Origin of the sequence: Acinetobacter halotolerans (genome assembly GCF_004208515.1) — a bacterium.
Classification (GTDB): Bacteria; Pseudomonadota; Gammaproteobacteria; order Pseudomonadales; family Moraxellaceae; genus Acinetobacter; species Acinetobacter halotolerans.
The window spans coordinates 66847-84828 of record NZ_SGIM01000013.1 but is presented as its reverse complement, the minus strand read 5'-3'; the positions used below and the strand labels follow the sequence as shown (position 1 = coordinate 84828).

Genomic DNA, 17982 nt, shown 5'->3' with positions numbered 1-17982 from the left:
AGCCTTAGCCATTTGACTTTCCTCGTTTACGTCGACACCAGTTTAGAGAACAACAACCCTGAAACACTTTTCTTATCGACATTCGCCTAAAAAAACTAAACACCCAATACTTGAAAAGCAGACTATAATAGCCTGCTTCTTTAAATCTTTTGTAGAAATTCTACTAAGCTGTATATCTGGAGCTCTTATCGAGATTTGAACTCGAGACCTCTCCCTTACCAAGGGAGTGCTCTACCACTGAGCTATAAGAGCGATGCCTTCGATAACAATGGAGCGGGAGACGAGGTTCGAACTCGCGACATGCAGCTTGGAAGGCTGCCACTCTACCAACTGAGTTACTCCCGCATGTTGGTACTTACCACTTCAATCGAAGCTAAATGGTGGTGAGAGAAGGATTCGAACCTTCGAAACTTTCGTAGCAGAGTTACAGTCTGCCCCCTTTGACCGCTCGGGAATCTCACCACATCACACTTACACAGTGCTGCCCTTTACTCAGATATATCAAAACCTTAAGATGGTGCCGGCACACGGATTCGAACTGTGGACCTACTGATTACAAGTCAGTTGCTCTACCAACTGAGCTATGCCGGCGTTTCTTAGTGTTTCGTACGTTTCGTATCGGAACGGTGTGCAGTTTAGCAAAACTTACACATGATGCAAGCAGTTTTTTTAGAAAAAATGCGAAAAACTCATAAAATCAATCCGTTTGACGATAATTCAACCGCTTTGATCACTGCGCGAGCTTTTATTTGGGTTTCATTCCATTCTGACTCAGGATTTGAGTCTGCAACCAACCCTGCCCCTGCCTGCACATAGACCTTCTTATCACGAATCACACAGGTACGAATCGCAATCGACATATCCATTTCGCCATGCCAACCCAAATATCCAACTGCACCACCAAACACACCTCGTTTTACGGGCTCAACTTCATCAATAATTTCCATGGCGCGAATTTTAGGTGCCCCAGAAAGGGTACCTGCAGGGAAAGTTGCTTTAAAAACATCTAATGCATCGACATCATCACGCACTTCACCCTGTACATTGGAAACAATGTGCATGACGTGGGAATATCGCTCAATCACCATTCGGTCAGTCACTTGCACTTTACCGATTTTAGAAACACGCCCAACATCATTTCGACCTAGATCGATTAGCATTAAATGTTCAGCAATTTCTTTTTCATCAGATAATAAATCTTGCTCTAATGCCAAATCTTCTTCTTTGGTCTTGCCTCTTGGTCGCGTACCCGCCAAAGGTCGCACGGTCGCAATACCATTTTCCAAACGCGACAGAATCTCTGGTGATGAACCTACAATATGAAATGGCTTTTGATCTGTCAGAGTTTCCCCTTGCACCAAAAATAAGTAGGGAGACGGATTTAAGTGGCGTAAAGCACGATAGACTTGTAAAGCCTCGCCATCAAAATCAGAAACCATACGCTGTCCAGGCACAACCTGCATCACATCCCCAGCACGGATGTATTCTTTTACTTTTTCGACCGTTTCGATAAATTTTTCTTTACCTGTAATTGATTCAAAATGCGGTGCGGTATGTGGCTTGGCTTGTAAGCTGACAGGCATCGCAAGCAATTGCTCAAGCTGATCAAGTTTATCTTGCGCCTTTGCATAAGCATCCTTTTGATGCGCATCAACATGATGAATCAAAAACAAGGTATCTTTTAAATTATCAAATACAATCACGGTTTGAGATAGCATCAACCATAAATCAGGCAAAGCCACAGGGTCTGCTGCTGGGATATTTTTGAGTTTTGGCTCGATATAACGCACGGCATCATAGCCTAAATAGCCAACTAACCCGCCCGTAAAACTTGGCAAATCAGGTAGTTCCACTTGCGTTGGCACTTTAAATTGGCTTTGAAAGTCACGAATATATTGAAATGGATCAGCACAACTTTGTTGAGTTACCGATCCATCTGCTTGCTGAACCGTTAAAACACCTTCATTACATGAAAAAACAGTCGACTCACCCAAACCAATCATCGAATAACGCGCCCAGTTTTCCCCGCCTTCGACTGACTCAAATAAATAAGCTTGTTTTTGTTGTTTAAACCGTGCAAAAACAGAAAGGGGCGTTTCAGTATCTGCTAAACGTTGACGATACACAGGTATCGTATTAAAGCCCGCTGATTTTAGTTGTTCAAATTGTGCAAATGTGGTCATGAATATTCTCTATGGTTTCGATTTTTTGTGCGTTTCTCTGTTTCAATTGGGTGAAGCCCGCCATCGAAAAACCATCACAACATTCATGCCTTGCTCCTTACTTTATCTTCTTCAATCAACTCTACCAAACTATCGACCACCTGTTGCGGCTGACAGTCATTGATATTTTCTCCATGATTATAGCCATAGCTGACCACAATACAATCAATACCTGCGCGTCTTGCTGCTTCGACATCATTACTCGAATCACCAATCATCAAACTTTCCATTGCCGATGCATTTTGACTTTGCATGCAGTGCAATAAAGGTAAAGGATGTGGTTTTCGCTCTGGCAAGCTATCACCACCAATGACCATTTTAAAATATGAACTCAATTGTAAAATATCGAGAATCCCTCTTGCTAGATACTCAGGCTTATTGGTGACACAAACCATCGAGATATCATGCATTTGACAATGTTCCAAAAAGACCAAAACTCCGTCATAAACCGTGGTATTAACGCATAGCTCCTGCGCATACACCTGCATAAAGGTATCAAGCAATTGTTTTTGCAGTTGTGCATCCACTCGCCCAAACAAATGTTCAAGCACAGTTTCACATAATTTTGCAGCACCCTTACCAACCCACTCCCGAACCTGCACTTCGGTTACCAAAGGCAAGCTCAACTTCTCTAAACTAAGATTCATGGCGCGATACAAATCAGCGGCAGAATCTACCAACGTTCCATCAAGATCAAATAGAATCAGATTACGGCTTTGTAACTGTGCAACAGACATGATATTTACTCTAAAAATAAAAAAGGCATACCTATTACGATATGCCTTGCATTGTAAAAGCTTAGAATGATTATTTAAAGAACAGCCAAGCAACCATCGCCAAAATCATCAATACAATAATTGAAATCAAACCAACTGAGGCATTTCTTTGTTGTTGTTTTTCCTCTGTCACAGATGTTTTATCTACAACTGGCTGCTGTTCTGAAGCAGTTTGAACATTTACATGTTCAGGAATTGGTGCTGGTTTTGGAATCGCAACTTGTTGTGGCATACCATCACGGCTAATCGGAGTCTCAACTACACGTTCTGCAATACTTGGCATACCTTGATCATGTGCTGCAGAGCTGACTGGTTCGGCTTCAATTTCAGGCAATTCGCTTTCAAAATTAACTGGCGCAAAAACGGAAAACAGAAAACTCGAAAATTGCACAATATCGCCATCATGCAATTCAGTTTCTTGTTCTATACGCAAATCATTAATAAACGTACCATTAGATGAATTTAAGTCCTGCACCCAAAGCTGTTGGTCTTTTAGCACTAAAGCCGCATGACGACGTGAAATATCCGCTGATTGCAACAAAATATCAGCATCCTGATGTCGCCCGACCAACATATCACGTTCAATCGTGATTTCTTTCCCCGTAAATTCACCTGTAATGGCTTGCAATTTCCAAGTCATAAACATCAATCCTTATCCTGATTTATTGATTATCGGTTCTCGCAATCATAACATTGTGGCATATGTGCTTGTGTGCATCTACTGTGAAGATGCTGGATGTATCGTTGTCGTCGTCACTGTGTTTTTACTTCGCTCCACAGCCCTTTTTTGCAATGGCGCTTCTTCCGTCGCAACTGGTGTCGTCACGACAGTCTTTTGACCTTGCGTTGCAGTTGGAACGTTTTGATAAGGTGAAGCACTCACCGCAGGTTGTTGACGATAAATATCGTTTACATTCTCAGGTAGTTTTGCAAAGTTGCCATTTTTATCCATTGAAAGCTGCAAACTATAAAGCTGATTATAGCGCTGTTGTGAGATACGACGAATATCATCTGAGTCCCCAACAATAGTCGGATGGATAAACACCAAAAGATTACGTTTTTCGTTGCTTCGAGTATCTGCACGGAATAAACGTCCTAAATACGGAATATCCCCTAACAAGGGAATGCTTTGACGAGTTAGACTGGTATCATCAGAAATCAAACCACCCAAAATCACAGTTTGCCCATGATCAGCCAATACTGAGGTCTTAATCGCCCGTTTACTGGTCACCAAATCTGTTGCCTGCCCTCGATTAGGCTGAACATTCGAAACCTCTTGTTCAACTTCAAGACGAACTGACCCTCCTTCACCAATATGAGGTACAACTTTTAGCGTTATCCCCACATCTTTCCGCTCAACCGTCGTATAGGGGTTTACGGTACTGTTACCCTGAGTTGCAACTGACCCTGTGACAAATGGAACATTTTGCCCGACCACAATATAGGCTTCTTCATTGTCCATAGTAACAATCGAAGGAGTCGATAAAAAGTTCGATTTAGTATTCGCTCTCAACGCTTGTATCAGTGCACCGTACGCCTTGCGCGGGTTTTCAAAATTTCCGACACCTATTGAAGCACCATCCCCCAAAGCACCTGCAGCTCCTGCAGCACCACCCGTTAGATAACCAGCTGCAATTTTGGACAGTCCAGAACCAAGGTTTGAAAAATTAACCAGTCCAACACCACTACTTAGATCACCTAGCACCCATTGCACACCGAGTTGATCGGCATCACTACCCACAACCTCAATAATCGCAGCCTCTATCAGCACTTGCTGACGACGGGTATCCAATTGTTGAATTGCTGATTCAATCTCACGCATCAACTGTGGATCAGCTTTGACCACCAAAGCGTTTTGGGTACTGTCCGCAATAATACTGACACCGCCACCATTGAAGCTGGTCACATCATTTTGACGGTTATTAAAGCCACTATTGAGGCTAATCCCCGAACTACCCGAAGAATTACCTGACGAGCTTGTGCTTTGATTATTTGAAATCAAGTTGTTGATTGGATTTGATGCATTACTATTGTTCGATGATGCAGAAGAAGATACCGACTGACCAGAAACCAAACCTTGTAAAATTTCAGCGAGGCTTTTTGCACTGGCATATTTCAAACGAAAGACTTTCAAGCCACCCAAGCGGTCTGCCGACGGCACGTCCAACATCTCAATGATTTGACGCAAACGCTTACGTGAATCAGGATCACCTTTGATCAGAATACGATTGGTGCGATTGTCAGCAACGATACGTACGCGGGACCCCACAAAATCTTTTGCTGCACCTGTTGCACTCATGGTTTCCAGCAAAGTGATCACTTCCTCAGCCTGACTCGACTGCAAGCCAATCGCTTCAATATCGTTCTGACCTGTACCATCCAAGTTACGTACAATATTTTCAAGTTGATAAATATTGGCTGCACGATCAGAAACAATCAATGCATTGGTTCCAGCAACTGCCGCCAAATGTGCAAACTGCGGCATCAATGGACGTAACGCAGGAACGAGATCATTTGGATTGGTATTTTGCAACCAAATCACCCGAGTTACGATCTGATCACCACCTGCACGATTGCGCCCATCGTACGGAATACCGGCATTTTTTACATTACTATCCGGCACTAAACGGATGGTATTACCCGAAGGCAATGCCACCACACCATTAACGCTAAGCACCCCCAAAAACAGATCATAAACCTCATCTTTATTGAGTGGTTTATTCGAAATAACAGTCACATTGCCTCGCACGCGAGGATCAACCGCAAAATTCTTACCTGTAATATCTGCAACTTCGTTAATAAATGCTGCTAAGTCTGCATCACGTAAATTGATCTTCCATGTCTGTGCGTGTACATGGGTACTGATTGCCGCAACCAAAGGTGCTGCAGCAAGTAATGCCCAAAGTGGACGATGATGATTCAAAGAAGCCATAACCTGCACTTATTCCTAACTGATGTGATGACGTGTTATCACTGAAAACTCTGTTGTATGGTCATCACTTGATCACCACGTTTTATTTCTATTTTGGCATGTCCTTGACGACGTACTTGCTCTAGTAATTGTACTTCGCTTAGTCCTTGCCCAACTGTCTGTCCATTGACCGACAGGATACGATCACCCGAGCGCAAACCCAATGTATTTTTTAAATTCGCGGGCGTTTGATCTGATATTTCATAACCATCTGTGCCACCGCTCACTCCCATATTTTTCATATATTGTTCACGGTTATCCTGCATCTGTTGAATCGCTTGACCCAATGCGGACTGCGGCGAATTCTGAACAGGTTCTTGCATTGGAGGTGGGACATTATTCGGCGAATTGATAACGGGGTCGGCTGGTTGATACAACCCTTTATCTAGTCCTTTAAATTTCACCTCTCGTGTCGCACCATTCCCTTGTTTCAACACCACATGATCCCAATAGACTTCCACCAATTGATATGAGGTCGAACCAACTGTCTCACCGACACGATAGCGCTCAGCCACATCGTTCAGCTTGATGACCGCTGAAGACAAGAAACTCGGCGAACCTAAGAGTACGCCCTGTAATTCTAAATTGACATTGTCTTGGGCCGTTGTCGCTGCAGGCTCATTAAATAATGCAAATGAACTAATATTCGGAACTTGAGCTTGCTGCGAACCCAGTTCAATTCGTTCAAATTGCATCAATTGTGGTGGGGCAACCACCCACCAAAACAATGAAGCCAGTTTCCAGCAGAGCCATAAAATAAGCAAGGCTAAAATCAAAGGACCGAGTTTATCTAACTTTTGCCAACGCAGTTGTTGTATTTTCTGCATCAATGCGTCCATTACAAACCACCCTGCAACAATGGCTGACGGGAACTAATCACATAAGTATCTAGTCCAGCTTTGCCTTGATAAGACGGAACATTCAGAAGCATGCGCTGTGTCAATTGCACATCAAGCATAAGACCAGCATCTAAACTTAAACTTGCCATTTTTTGGCTACGCTGATCACGAACATCAAGTTGTAATTGTCCATTGTTATCTTTTAATTCAGCAACCAGTGACGGCATATTCATACGGTCTTGACGCTGACCAAAGGTATAAGTGAGCTCGCCTCCGCCCCAGTTCAACCGCCCTTCTGCGGCACTAAAGCCCTTTTCTTTCTGATAATTGAATTGCACATCTGCAAGCTGAATTGCATTTTCTGGCCACTGCCAGTCTGCAAAATATTTCAATGTTTCAGGTGATATTTCACCATTCAGATCCTTAATCACGATTTTCTTCCCCAAACCATAACCAAAGATACCGTTAAATTGAGTGTTTCCGCTGTGTATATCAAGATTGGCGCCTAAGCGAAACAACAACAAATCCAAGGGACGTGTTTTCCAATGTACCGAACCACGTAGCTGGCCACGTTGCCAATCCGCCTGCCCTTGCCAAATGTTGCCACTGACGTTATGTAATAATTGGTTATCTTTAGAATATTTTGCGATAAGCCATGTTGCTGGAATCTGTAAAATAATAAAAATTAAAAATGCAAAAATGGCGAATATCCACCATCTCCATTGCTTGGTTTTTTTCTTCATCCCGCCCATACCAACATACAAGATATCATCCTTTTTTTGAAATACTCGCTCTGAATGACATTATGCATAATTTTTCAACATCGCCAATTCTCTCATATAAAAAAACCAAGCTTTTTCAGCTTGGTTTTTTTATAAAGGATAAAGTCAGCGTATGACAAAACGATGACTTTAAAACTATCTTAGATTAAGAAATCTTCAAGTTTTGCACCTTTTTCCAACTCAGCAACTAACCAGCGTGGTTGTTTACCACGACCAGTCCAAGTTTCCTCAGTATTGTTTTTATTACGGTAGCGTGGTTCTACAGCTTTACGTGTCGTTTTCTTACGTTTTTGCTCACCAGCTGCCAATAACTCTTCAACCGTAAATCCAATGCCTTCAGCAATCGCAACGATTTGATTATATGCATCTTCAACTGCTTGGTCTTTTTTACTCGCAATCAGTACTTCAGCTTCTGCTTGCAGACGTTTTAAATCTTCTACAGATAAATCACTAATATCTGGTTTCATCCGAACCACTCCAACTCAATAAGAAAATATATATATCACGCAAAAATAAAAATGAATTCAAAAATTCAGTTCAATATTAATTTATAAACAATTAACTAATCAATATAAGAATAGTCGATTTAATGACACTATAACAAAAAAATTGCTTTTTATTTACAATAAACTTCAAAAACATAAACCCAGTATAAAATATATATCTTCTATTTTAATTTAAAACGGTTCAAACCTACTCATTACAGCACATATATTAACCCCAGAAAAAACACTTTTCATCCTATTGATTAGGATGAGACTCAATTACTATCATTTTTTATTTAAACAATAAAAGAACCACATTATAGTGGCCCCAATCCCAGACGTAATTGTCTTTATAATTACGAGTTTAGCAACAAATCATTCCCTACATCGGCTTCAAGCTGAATAATTTTCTGTTTAATGAGCTCAGGAATATTCGCCTTCTTTGAAGATACTTTATCCACACACACGATTACCGCATCACCCGTTGCAACGATTTGATTTTGTGTTTCACTCCATAAAACATATTGCATCCGGAAAGCGCTATTTCTTAGCTCTTCCACTCGTGCACCTATATGCAATACATCAGGGTAAAATACAGGTCTTAAATATTTACATTGACTAGAAGCCACAACCGTCAATATATCTTGATCGAAGATATTTAACGCCATTAAATAAACAATTCGAGCGCTTTCCATATAACGATAATATTGCACATTATTTACATGGCCAAACGCATCCATATCCCCCCAAGCAACGGTTTGCTTATGCACTATAGGATAGACAGACAATTCATTCATATTTAGACTCACAGCTTAAAATTAAGAAAATTAACATCATTTTCAAATATTAAATTCAACTGTTTGATTAAATCAAGATTATCCCCAAGCATCGACTTAATTCTTAAATAACTCATTAATATATTATCAGGATATAAAGTTAATAGTTGTTCCGCTTCAAGTGGACGTTGGGTCGCCACATAAACATGCCACTTGGCAAAGGTCAACATTGGGACACTGGCATAGCGCTGTTCTAGCTGGATAATGCGCTGTTCAACATAACTATAATCTGGAATTTGCTTTAATAACTGCTGCTGGAACCATAGATAAAATACTTCTGGATCAAAATGCTCTTGCAACAAATGTAAAGCCAAATCCTCATGCTGCAAACTCATCTCTGGCATTCGCGCCAACAACTTGAGCCATAGCACTTTACTGCTATAGGGACGGGCTTGAATTTCACTTTGCAATGCAAGGTAACGCTGCTGCAGAGCTGCTAAATCATCAACTGAAGCCAAATCGAACTGGATCAACAGCTGTTGTAACCATAAATCACGATGCTCAGCATCAAGCAAACCAAACTGTGTCGTTTGTAGAAACAACCAAGGCTTTTGTAATGCTAGCTTACCCCATAGAGTGGTTATACGCTGCTGATAAGCTGTTTCTACTTCAGTCAACCATGGGGAAAGCTGGTGCTGCATGAGAAACTCTAAGTGTATTAGTGCTTTTTCTGTTTCTTGTTGTTCTAAAAATATATCAATCCGTTGCAATTCCGCGAGTTCAAAAGCCATCGGGGCTGATCGATCCAAGTGCTGTAAAGCGGTATCAAAGTCACCATTTTTATAGTCAAATTGCGCATCAACAATATCACTCAACAAACCCGACTGAGTAAAAATACGCTCAATAAATAGCTGCTGATCTTTTGCCGAATCTAGCAACCAAACGATGCCAAGCTGTTCATAAGGATGCAAATCATTAAAGTTTAAAATTGTTTCTTTCTTACGTTGCTCACGCACAAAATAGCGCTTACCAAAGAGCCAAAAGAGTTGCGCTAAAAAGCTCACAAAAATGAACAGCGCAATCAACCCCCATGCGCTGCTTTGAAATTGCCATTCACGCCAATAGATATAGGCATAGCCATGACCATAACCATAACTCAACACAGCAAACAGAGCGAATAGCAGTATGCTCGCAAGGAAATAGATCAGTACTAAATGCTTCATTATCAATTATCCCAACAAGCCTAACGTAATTAATTTTGGTGTTGGTACTGCAGGAAGATCTAAAATTTTATCCAAGCGGAGTTTCATTTTTTGGCTATTCTGATCAGGCAATTCAGCCAATAATTTCATCACTTCTTGAATCGACTTACGGTATTCAATTAATTGCCCCTGATTCAAAGCTTGTGATGCGAGTAACAAGCGTAACTGAGCTTCTTTCAAGGTGATATTACGATGAATTAAATCAGGTGAAGAACGCTGCACTTTTTCCAACCTAAACCAATGCCACCAGGCAGAAGACTCATTTTTTGCAATCATTAATTTAGGGTTTTGCAACTCTTGTTGAATTCGCTGATCAAGCTCTTGCAATAAATCTTGTAATTGTTGTTGTTGCTGGTTTTGATTCAGAACAAATTGCTGAATTGCTTGTTTATCTTGTTCAATTGCATTGGTGAGACTGTGCTCTAGTGCGGGTGATAGCGCGGATTGAGCAATATGCTGATTCACTTGATTCAAATGATCCAATGCATAAACAAACTGCTGCTGGTCTAAAGCGAATTGTACCAGTTGTAGTTGTTGTTGAATAAGAATGACTGGGGAAATTCCCGTGATCATGATCGGTGACATGTTAAAATCAGTCGATTGCGTAACACCACCATGTTGTAACTGACGCTGTAAGGCGACCAATTGGTCATTCAATAATGCGTAACGCTGTTCTGTCTGAGCAAGTTGTTGTTGAAGTTCCGGAACACTGTGAGCATTTTGCGCAACATCATAACTCAGCTTGGCTAGCCACAAAAAACTCACCAGCAGTATTAAATACACAACTTTTCTCATACCTTTCCTTGCCAGTCACTCATGCGTTGAATAATCTCTGATGCAGATAAATTTTCAAGCTGAATAATGTTAATCGCGTTGCCTACTTGCACTTGCGAATCTATTAGAATTTTTGTCAACCGCTCACCCAAAGTAAGATAAACCCATTGCACATCATTTGGGTACTGACCACAAAGTTGTAACCAATTACACCAACTAGCCTCACTACTTATGAGTACCGCAGCAGGTTGATTGGAGTTAAGTTTTCGCAAAATATCGAAGAAATCTGTTCTACTTTTCTCGGGACACTGACGGCGATAGAGCACAAAGTTCAGAATGGAAACACCGCGTTGCTGCAATTGCTGCATCATAAATTGCCGCCCCCCTTCACCCCGCCAGAAAGCGATTTTATTTAAATGCTCTCTTTGTTTTAAAATTGGTAGCTCAAGCATCCCTTCTGAGTTTTCCACCTCAGGGACATCACTTACAATATCAAATTTTGCGAGCGCGTGTGCTGTTGCCTGCCCCACGGCTATCCATTGGATGTGCTCAAGTTGTGCCAATTGAATACCCGCTTGCTGCAAATAACGCATGCCAATTTCAACAGCAGTCGGACTCACCACAACGATAACTTGAGTCTCCTCAAGTTGCTGATAAAGGGTTTGTAATGAATCAGAAAAAGGTTCGGCAACCAACGCGAGTAAAGGTAAAGATTCAACCTGATAACCCGCAACAAGTAATGCTTGTGTGAGCGAAGCTGCGCGATCTTCAGGACGGGTATTGATAAAAAGCATTAATACAACGCTTTCAACAATTCGCCCGCACCTTGTTCAAGTAAGCGCTGTCCAAGTTGCTCACCTAACTGCTCTGCTTCTGCTGCAGCACCGATCATTTGTACCTTCAGCAAAGTCTTACCATCAACGCTACCGACTCGCCCTTCAATCTGTAATTGATCATTGACTAAAGTGGCATAGCCTGCGATTGGCACTTGGCACCCCCCCTCCAAATAAGCATTGAGGGCGCGTTCCGCACGCACACAAATCGAGGTTTCTTCATGTTGCAGTGGTTGAATCAATTTAAGTAACGCCGCATCATCTGCTCGGCATTCTAGACCTAAAGCACCCTGTCCAACCGCAGGCAAACTGAGCACTGGCGATAAACAATGACGAATTCGATCTGCCAAACCTAAACGTTTCAAACCTGCACTGGCTAAAATAATGGCATCGTATAAACCATCGTCCAGTTTCGATAACCGCGTGCCAACATTTCCACGTAAATCAATGATTTCTAAATCAGGACGTTGTTGTAAAATTTGACATTTACGACGCAGACTCGAAGTTCCAACTTTTGCACCTTTTGGCAATTCATCAAAATGCTGATATTGATTGGAAACGAACGCATCTAAAGGATCTTCACGCTCACAAATAACAGCAAGCGTTAAACCTTGCGGCAAATGCATTGGAACATCTTTCATTGAATGTACAGCCAAATCAGCACGCCCATCCAACAACGCTGCTTCCAACTCTTTTACAAATAAACCTTTCCCCCCAATTTTGGCTAATGGGGTATCCAAAATCTTGTCGCCTTGTGTCACAAACTTCACCAGTTCAACCGTCAAATCTGGATAAAGCTCGGTTAAACGAGAACGAATATGCTCCGCTTGCCACAGTGCAAGAGGGCTTTGTCGAGTCGCAATTTTTAAGGTTTTCATAAATCCAAATTAAGTATTGATCAAGGCAATTGTTCCAAACTTAACTTGATCACCTAAAATTGCAAGCAAAAAATCATAAAGCCGCCCATACGCTGCCAAAAATACGGCATTTATAATTGATGCATACATTCTCTTAAACTAGGTAAATGACGACGACTGACCGACAGCCGCTCATCCAGTTCACGTAATCGTACCTGATATTGTCCAGCGGCAACCAACTCAAGACCTTCCAAATAATCAAGAGAAACCAATGCATTTCGATGAATTCGAATAAAGCGATCCGCAAATTCCAGCTCTAAATCTTTGAGTGTTTCATCAATCAGTACACTGCCATTTTTATGGCGCACAGTGACATATTTTTGATCGGCCAAGAAATAATAAACACTGTCTAATGGAATCAGCTCGACCCCACGATAGGTTTTCGCCGCAATTTGATGACGCTGGTTTTTTACATCATACAACTCATCTTGTTGCAAACCCGTCATTTGAGCCTGAGTCAGTTGGGTTAAATGCTGAAATACCTGTTCTAAATCTTGGAGTGCTACTGGTTTTAGCAAATACCCTTGCGCCTGAAACTTAAATGCTTCCAGTGCATGTTGATCATAGGCTGTACAAAAAATAATGGCAGGGCGAGGATTTAAATGACGCAGTTGTTCTGCACATTCCAAACCATTCATTCCAGGCATTTGAATATCTAATAAAACGACATCAGGCGAAGCATTTTCAATATGACTTAACACATCTTGTCCATGATGTGCAGTCGCAACGACTTCATGCCCCATTTGAGTAACTAAACGTGATAAACGCTCTACCGCTAGCGGTTCATCATCCGCAATTAGGACTCTCATCCTTTCCTCCTTGTCACCGCTAACATCATCCATATTTTTTATGGTTAACTTGACTTATTATTTTACTCGATAGTGGTAACAAACCACTGTGGTATATAACGATGTGCCCCCATAAACCTGAAACTTTACGGTTTGACCATAATACGCTTTCAAACGTTGCTCTACATTTTCGATCGCAATACCATTTCCTTTTCGCGTTTTTATTGTATCGCGAGAATATGGGTTAGTAATGACTATACTGACTTGATTTTGCAATATTTCAACCAATACGCTAATTGTTGATTGCTGCAAAACCTTTTCCACCCCATGGAAAATACTATTCTCAAGCAAAGGTTGCAATGTCAATAATGGAATCGTGACCCGTTTTAATTCAAGTGGTGTCGCCTGGATGTTCCATTCTACCTTTAAACGATCCCCTAAACGTATTTTTTCGATGCTCAAATACTGCTGACATAAATCAATTTCCTCCGCCAAACTCACCAATTTAAGTTCCTGAAAACTCGCGCGGAAAAGACGTGACAAACTAATCAACATATTTTCAGCTTTATCGGGATCAATTGTAATTAAACTCACCACACTATTTAAACTATTAAACAGAAAATGCGGATGAATACGCGCCTGCATCGCTTGAATACGTGCATTCAGCTCACTATATTGCTGATTGAGCCACTGTTCTCGCATATATAAATAGCGCAAACAAAATGCCCCCAACAATACCCCATAACTCAAATGCAGACTCATGCCATCGAATAAAATGTCTTCAGAGAAGCCACCCGAGCGTACCGTCCAATATTGGATAAGATTAACGGCACAGGTCGTCAACAACACAATCAACAGCAATAAAATAAAACCTAAAGTTAATGCGACTTTTTGGCTAAATTTGGCAAAGAAATCTTGAAAGTAATCAACACATGCCGCAAAGGACAAAATCACCCAGTTAATAAAAAATATATATTGTAAGGCACGAACACCTTGTAATGCTTGCCATGACTGAGCTTCAGCCAAAGCCAACACCATTGCCAAGACATTACTGGCAACAATTAATTCCAATAGGTATTGCCATTGGCCAATTTTCGTAAAAAAATAGGAACTAGACCGATTCAACTGACGAGAATGCGATAACTTCTTACGTCGAGTTTCGGCAACTGCGTTTGGATTTGCTATACTCTTTTTTATTTTCCTGAGCTGCCATGACCACATCTTCTCAATCCTCTTCTTCAGCAAGCCCTCATCAAACCTCTGGAATGTGGGGCGGTCGTTTTTCAGAAGCAACAGATGCTTTTGTTGCAGAATTTACCGCATCTGTGCAATTTGACCAACGTTTTTATAAACAAGATATTGCTGGCTCAATCGCACATGCAACCATGCTTGCAAAAGTCGGCGTACTCACCGAAGCTGAACGTGATGACATTATTCAAGGTTTAACCACAATTCAAGCAGAAATTGAAGCTGGCAACTTTGAATGGCGCATTGATTTAGAAGATGTGCATATGAACATTGAGTCTCGCTTGACTCAACGTATCGGCATTACAGGTAAAAAACTGCATACTGGTCGTAGTCGTAACGACCAAGTCGCGACGGATATCCGCTTATATTTGCGCGATGAAATTGATGACATTCTCGGTTTATTACTCCGCTTACAAAAAGGCTTACTCGGTTTAGCGAGCAAAAACACCGACACCATCATGCCTGGTTTTACTCATTTGCAAACAGCACAGCCTGTGACTTTTGGTCACCACCTTTTGGCTTGGTTTGAAATGCTAGTACGTGACACTGAACGCCTACAAGACTGCCGTAAACGTGTCAATCGTATGCCACTCGGTTCAGCTGCTTTGGCTGGTACCACTTACCCGATTGATCGCGCTTATACTGCCGAGCTGTTAGGTTTTGAAGCTATTTCTGAAAACTCACTGGATGCAGTGTCTGATCGTGATTTTGCTATTGAATTCAATGCTGCTGCATCGTTGATTATGATGCACTTATCTCGCATGTCTGAAGAACTGATTTTATGGACTTCAGCGCAATTTAAGTTTGTGAACATTCCTGATCGCTTCTGTACTGGCTCTTCAATCATGCCTCAGAAGAAAAATCCAGATGTTCCTGAGTTAGTACGAGGAAAATCAGGACGCGTGTTTGGTGATTTGATTAGCTTGCTGACCTTAATGAAAGGGCAACCTTTGGCGTACAACAAAGACAACCAAGAAGATAAAGAGCCTTTATTTGATGCGATTGATACCGTTCGTGGTTCATTGATGGCCTTTGCAGATATGGTTCCAGCACTCGTACCTAATATTGAAATCATGCGTGAAGCAGCATTACGTGGTTTCTCAACTGCTACTGACCTTGCAGACTATTTAGTGAAAAAAGGCGTGGCTTTCCGTGATGCGCATGAGATTGTAGGTAAAGCTGTTGCTTTAGGCGTGGCGGAAGAAAAAGATTTGTCTGAACTCACACTTGAGCAATTACAGCAGTTCTCTGATTTGATTACTGCTGACGTATTTGACAAAGCCTTGACCTTAGAAGCATCTGTCAACGCGCGTAATCATATTGGTGGAACTTCACCAAAACAAGTTGAAGCTGCTATTGTACGTGCACACACTCGCCTAGAACAGTTATACGCTTAAGGATTGATGATGACTAGACAAGTATTTTGCCGTAAATACAAGCAAGAGCTGGAAGGCTTAGACTTTGCCCCTTTTCCAGGTCCAAAAGGCCAAGCCTTGTTTGAGACTGTTTCAAAACAAGCTTGGCAAGAATGGTTAAAACACCAAACCACGCTGATTAATGAAAAGCGTTTAAATGTGTTTGAACCAGATGCAAAGAAATTTCTAGAAGAGCAACGTGAAAAATTCTTTGATAATGATGACAGTGTTGAAAAAGCTGAAGGCTGGAAGCCTGAAGAAAACTAAAGCAACGCTTTGGTTTTCTGCAAGACAAGGACGAAGTCCGCGTAGGCCACAATCAAAAAGAATCTATTGCGCAAGATGAGAAGCTATGCTTCGAGTAAATTGAAAACTAAAGCAACGCTTTGGTTTTCTGCAAGACAAGGACGAAATCCATATCGGCTGTAAATTCAAAATTTTCACAGAACCTGATTATCTGTGTTGTCTTGGTTATTCAACGTAAAAGAGAGCCTAAATTGGCTCTCTTTTTACGTGATATTTACATTAGCAATAAAGCCTTACAGAGCATACACACTTGTCTACATGACAGTATTGAGGGTTGCGCTTATATTTAATTCAGAAGGACAAAGAGATACGCTGATATCTCACGTAACACATGATATTTCTCTCCCAGACTTTCCCCCGAAGTCTGGGATTTTTTTATGTTCAATCTAGTTCAATAAAACGTATTCCCAGATCACAAATCCCAAGCCAAACCCTAGAAATGCATAAAGAATGATAATAAAAAATACAAAACTTGCTTTATTGTTTTTCTTTAAGTAACGCATCATCTTCTTCACACCTTCATCTGAGATTAAGATGATTTTGAATGTATCGCTCCTCTAAAGATAGACACAGCGCTTTTGCAAAAAACTATAACAGTCCCGCTTACACAAATATCATGATGTCAAAAACAATAAAAAGCTGAGCTTGAAATCACTTCAAAGCTCAGCTTATTTTTAATTAAATCTGAAAAAGCAGGAAAATTTATTTTCGATGTACTGTTTGTTCAATTTCTTCAATACTGGTATGACGAACATCTCTGCCCTTTGCCATATAAATCACTTGCTCTGAAATATTACGCGAGTGATCACCAATACGTTCCAAAGAACGCAATACCCACATCACGTTAATCACACGTGAAATATGACGTGGATCTTCCATCATATACGTCATCAGCGTGCGTGTTGCTGATTGGTATTCTCGGTCAATATCCCCATCCGCCATCACAACCTTTAACGCTTGATCGACATCTAAACGGGCAAAAGCATCTAAGGCATCGTGAATCATCACCCGTACTTGATTACCAATATGACGCGTTTCCATATAACCACGTGGCGACTCGCCTTCTTCACATAAGTTTTGAGCGATACGGGCGATTTTTGCTGCTTCATCACCAATACGCTCTAAATCTGTATTGGCCTTACTCATGGCAATGACCATACGTAAATCAATCGCTGCGGGATGACGACGTGCCAAAATCAAAGTTAAACCTTCATCAATATCACGTTCAAGCTGATTGACGGTATTGTCTTTGAACTGAACATCCATCGCTAAATTGGCATCGGTATCTAAAAGTGCATGAATTGCATTGGCAACCTGTTGCTCAACCAATCCCCCCATGCTCATAAATTTGGTATGCACATCTTGTAAGTCTTCATTAAATTGAGAAGAAATATGATGACTTAACACAGGATTACTTGGACTCACAGTATGCCTCCATTAGACACATGGAAAATGATGGATGATTAAAACACAACAATGATGAAACTTTTATGACAGTCATCTCAATTCCGATTGAACAACTCGGATATTTTAAACATATCATAGAAGTTAGAAAAATTGTGCAATTCTGATAATTCCAGCCAACAGA

The 17982-nt window shown here is 41.1% G+C and carries 18 protein-coding genes and 4 tRNA genes; 2 read left to right on the top strand and 20 right to left on the bottom strand.

The window, feature by feature from the left end; genetic code table 11:
* Window positions 1-177 precede the first annotated feature (177 nt).
* The 18 genes from EXE30_RS13995 to EXE30_RS13910 form a co-directional block, all read right to left on the bottom strand.
* Window positions 178-252, bottom strand: a tRNA-Thr gene (locus EXE30_RS13995).
* Between the two features lie 17 nt (window positions 253-269).
* Window positions 270-345: transfer RNA gene (locus tag EXE30_RS13990), tRNA-Gly, on the bottom strand.
* A 33-nt stretch (window positions 346-378) separates the two neighbouring features.
* A tRNA-Tyr gene (locus EXE30_RS13985) sits at window positions 379-462 on the bottom strand.
* Between the two features lie 53 nt (window positions 463-515).
* Window positions 516-591: transfer RNA gene (locus EXE30_RS13980), tRNA-Thr, on the bottom strand.
* A gap of 98 nt (window positions 592-689) precedes the next feature.
* Window positions 690-2183 carry an anthranilate synthase component I gene (trpE, locus tag EXE30_RS13975; RefSeq protein ID WP_130162925.1) on the bottom strand — a complete coding sequence of 498 codons (1494 nt, stop codon included), beginning with the start codon at window positions 2181-2183 and terminating at the stop codon, window positions 690-692.
* A gap of 83 nt (window positions 2184-2266) precedes the next feature.
* The gene (locus EXE30_RS13970) at window positions 2267-2959 is read right to left on the bottom strand and encodes a phosphoglycolate phosphatase (RefSeq protein ID WP_130162924.1); all 693 of its coding nucleotides are present in this window, start codon (window positions 2957-2959) and stop codon (window positions 2267-2269) included.
* Window positions 2960-3029: 70 nt separating this feature from the next.
* Entirely contained in the window at window positions 3030-3638 is a 609-nt protein-coding gene (locus EXE30_RS13965; RefSeq protein ID WP_130162923.1) for an FHA domain-containing protein, read from the bottom strand.
* 78 nt (window positions 3639-3716) lie between these two features.
* Window positions 3717-5930 (bottom strand): type II secretion system secretin GspD, encoded by a 2214-nt coding sequence (gene gspD / locus EXE30_RS13960; RefSeq protein ID WP_130162922.1) that lies wholly within the window; start codon window positions 5928-5930, stop codon window positions 3717-3719.
* Between the two features lie 38 nt (window positions 5931-5968).
* Window positions 5969-6808, bottom strand: a complete 840-nt coding sequence (locus tag EXE30_RS13955) for a type II secretion system protein N (RefSeq protein WP_130162921.1) — start codon at window positions 6806-6808, stop codon at window positions 5969-5971.
* On the bottom strand, window positions 6808-7551 hold the full coding sequence (gene gspN, locus EXE30_RS13950; RefSeq protein WP_130162928.1) for a type II secretion system protein N: 744 nt from the start codon (window positions 7549-7551) through the stop codon (window positions 6808-6810). The genes EXE30_RS13955 and gspN overlap by 1 nt, the downstream gene beginning before the upstream one ends.
* A 179-nt stretch (window positions 7552-7730) precedes the next feature.
* A complete protein-coding gene (locus tag EXE30_RS13945) occupies window positions 7731-8057 on the bottom strand; it encodes an H-NS histone family protein (protein WP_004668250.1) in 327 nt (108 codons plus the stop codon).
* A 374-nt stretch (window positions 8058-8431) separates the two neighbouring features.
* A complete protein-coding gene (locus EXE30_RS13940) occupies window positions 8432-8872 on the bottom strand; it encodes an acyl-CoA thioesterase (protein WP_130162920.1) in 441 nt (146 codons plus the stop codon).
* A gap of 8 nt (window positions 8873-8880) precedes the next feature.
* Complete coding sequence (locus EXE30_RS13935) at window positions 8881-10074, bottom strand: heme biosynthesis protein HemY (protein WP_130162919.1); 1194 nt, start codon at window positions 10072-10074, stop codon at window positions 8881-8883.
* A 6-nt stretch (window positions 10075-10080) separates the two neighbouring features.
* The gene (locus EXE30_RS13930; RefSeq protein WP_130162918.1) at window positions 10081-10908 is read right to left on the bottom strand and encodes a hypothetical protein; all 828 of its coding nucleotides are present in this window, start codon (window positions 10906-10908) and stop codon (window positions 10081-10083) included.
* Window positions 10905-11681 carry a uroporphyrinogen-III synthase gene (locus tag EXE30_RS13925; protein WP_130162917.1) on the bottom strand — a complete coding sequence of 259 codons (777 nt, stop codon included), beginning with the start codon at window positions 11679-11681 and terminating at the stop codon, window positions 10905-10907. The genes EXE30_RS13930 and EXE30_RS13925 overlap by 4 nt, the downstream gene beginning before the upstream one ends.
* Window positions 11681-12598 (bottom strand): hydroxymethylbilane synthase, encoded by a 918-nt coding sequence (gene hemC, locus EXE30_RS13920; RefSeq protein ID WP_130162916.1) that lies wholly within the window; start codon window positions 12596-12598, stop codon window positions 11681-11683. The genes EXE30_RS13925 and hemC overlap by 1 nt, the downstream gene beginning before the upstream one ends.
* 110 nt (window positions 12599-12708) lie before the next feature.
* A complete protein-coding gene (locus EXE30_RS13915) occupies window positions 12709-13446 on the bottom strand; it encodes a LytR/AlgR family response regulator transcription factor (RefSeq protein ID WP_004668243.1) in 738 nt (245 codons plus the stop codon).
* Between the two features lie 57 nt (window positions 13447-13503).
* Window positions 13504-14646, bottom strand: coding sequence for a sensor histidine kinase (locus EXE30_RS13910; protein WP_130162915.1), 1143 nt, complete (start codon window positions 14644-14646; stop codon window positions 13504-13506).
* Between EXE30_RS13910 and argH the strand changes: the two genes are divergently transcribed.
* Window positions 14637-16070: an argininosuccinate lyase gene (argH, locus tag EXE30_RS13905; protein ID WP_130162914.1), complete on the top strand. Its 1434-nt coding sequence runs from the start codon at window positions 14637-14639 to the stop codon at window positions 16068-16070. The two genes, EXE30_RS13910 and argH, sit on opposite strands and share 10 nt — an antisense overlap.
* A 9-nt stretch (window positions 16071-16079) precedes the next feature.
* Window positions 16080-16355 carry an oxidative damage protection protein gene (locus EXE30_RS13900; RefSeq protein ID WP_130162913.1) on the top strand — a complete coding sequence of 92 codons (276 nt, stop codon included), beginning with the start codon at window positions 16080-16082 and terminating at the stop codon, window positions 16353-16355.
* 425 nt (window positions 16356-16780) lie between these two features.
* On the opposite strand, the gene EXE30_RS13895 is transcribed toward EXE30_RS13900, so the two are convergent.
* Window positions 16781-16897, bottom strand: coding sequence for a hypothetical protein (locus tag EXE30_RS13895; RefSeq protein WP_130162927.1), 117 nt, complete (start codon window positions 16895-16897; stop codon window positions 16781-16783).
* 199 nt (window positions 16898-17096) lie between these two features.
* A complete protein-coding gene (gene phoU / locus EXE30_RS13890) occupies window positions 17097-17819 on the bottom strand; it encodes a phosphate signaling complex protein PhoU (RefSeq protein ID WP_121930628.1) in 723 nt (240 codons plus the stop codon).
* Between the last annotated feature and the right edge of the window lie 163 nt (window positions 17820-17982).